Genomic DNA, 1,909 nt, shown 5'->3' on the forward strand with positions numbered 1-1,909 from the left:
GGTGGGAGGGCGAACTCGCGGTGGAGGGCGGGGCCTGGGACTTCCGCGTTGGTCTTCCAGCCGTGCGGGCTCCAGCGCGCGGCGGCACGGTCGCGGGCGGCGAGGACGCGTTTGCGGACCACCTCCGTCGGCTCGGGTTCACCGCTCTCGTGGCGGCCCATGGCGGTCATCGGACGCAACCGGACCCGCAGGTCGACGCGGTCGAGCAACGGGCCGGACAACCTGCTGTGGTACCGGCGGCGCTCGGTCGGGGAGCACGAGCAGTCGGTCTCGCGGGGTGGTGCGCACGGGCACGGGTTGGTGGCCATGACGAGCTGGAAGCGGGCCGGGTAGCAAACCGAACCGCGGGCACGGGCAATGCGAACCTCGCCTTCCTCCAGGATCGTGCGCAGGGAGTCCAGCCGTTGCGACCCGAACTCCGCGGCTTCGTCCAAGAACAAAACCCCGCGGTGGGCGCGGCTGATCAGGCCGGGTTTGGCGATGCCGGTACCACCACCGATCAGAGCGGCTTCGGACACCGAATAGTGCGGCGCGACGAACGGCGGGACCCTGATCAACGGGGCCTCCGCGGACAACTTGCCGTGGATCGAATGCACGGCAGTGACCTCGAGCGACTCCTCCGGGGAGAGCATCGGCAGGAGCCCGGGCAGACGTTTGGCCAGCATGGTCTTCCCGACGCCGGGCGGCCCGGTGAGGAGGAGGTGGTGCCCGCCCGCGGCCGCCACTTCGAGTGCCCAGCGGGCCTCGGGTTGGCCGAGGACGTCAGCCAGATCCGGCACCTCGGGCGGTGGGCTCTCGACGGGCGGCTCCGGCCGGGCCAGTGCGTTCTCGCCCTCCAGCCAGGACACCACGTCGCGCAGCCTGGCCGCGCCGTAGACCTCCAGGCCGTCGACCAGGGCCGCCTCGAACAACATGTGTGACGGGACGATCGCGCGCTTGATCCCGGCCTTGCGCGCCGCGAGCAGGCCGGGCAGGACGCCGCGGATTTCCCGCACCCGGCCGTCGAGCGCCAGCTCCCCCAGCAGGACCGTGCCGAGCAGGCGGGTTGCTGGGACCTTGCCCGCCGAGGCGAGCACGGCCACCGCGATCGCGAGGTCGTAGCCCGAGCCGAGTTTGGGCAGGTTCGCCGGGAACAGGCCGAGGGTGACCTTGTCCTCGGGCCAGTGCTGCCCGGAGTTGCGGATGGCCGAGCGAACCCTGTCCTTGGCTTCGCGCAGACCCGCGTCGGGCAGGCCGACCATCTTGACGCCCGGCAGGCCGCCGCCCAGATCGGCCTCGACCTCGACCAGGCGGCCGTCGAGGCCCACGAGGGCCACCGACCAGGCGCGTCCGAGCGGCATCAGAACGCTCCCGGGATGTGCCGGACGCGGGGCTCACCGTCGCCGTCGGCGTAGACCGCGATGACGTCGAAACGGACCCGGCACCAGCCGACGCGGTGGACGCTGAGCCACTGCCCGGCCAGGCGCCGGATGCGGGCGATCTTGTCCTCGGTGACGGCCTCGGCGGGATCGCCGAAACTCTCCCTGGTGCGGGTCTTGACCTCGCAGATGACCAGGGTGCGGCCGTCGGTGGCGATGAGGTCGAGCTCGCCCTGGCGGCAGCGCCAGTTCCTGGACAGCACGACGAAGCCGAGCTTCTGCAGGTGGCGGGCGGCGATGTCCTCGCCCCTGCGGCCGAGGGTGAGGTGGCGGGCGGGTCTGGCCGCGGTGGTCATGGCTGGTCCCCCAAGGTCGGTGGTCGTTCACTGCCTTCGACGGTGCCAGGACCTGGGGTTTCGCCGACAGACCGAGTTGCCGGACCTGTGGACAAGTGGGGTGTTGTGGACAACCGCGGGGAATTGCGGTGGGGAGCGGCGGAAATGTCGGACCCGGGTGGTAGAGGCCGGGGCGATTGGGGGCGAGGTGGCGGG

Annotated in this window: 2 protein-coding genes; both read right to left on the minus strand. The window is 71.8% G+C overall.

What is annotated here, in order from left to right; genetic code table 11:
- A partial coding sequence (locus D0D28_RS35370; RefSeq protein ID WP_162831282.1) for a YifB family Mg chelatase-like AAA ATPase occupies positions 1-1,340 on the minus strand: 1,340 nt, incomplete at its 3' end.
- Positions 1,340-1,714: a YraN family protein gene (locus tag D0D28_RS35375; RefSeq protein WP_094007865.1), complete on the minus strand. Its 375-nt coding sequence runs from the start codon at positions 1,712-1,714 to the stop codon at positions 1,340-1,342. The genes D0D28_RS35375 and D0D28_RS35370, both read right to left, overlap by 1 nt.
- Positions 1,715-1,909: the final 195 nt, after the last annotated feature.

The organism is Amycolatopsis ruanii (assembly GCF_003385175.1).
Lineage (GTDB): Bacteria > Actinomycetota > Actinomycetes > Mycobacteriales > Pseudonocardiaceae > Amycolatopsis_E > Amycolatopsis_E thermalba.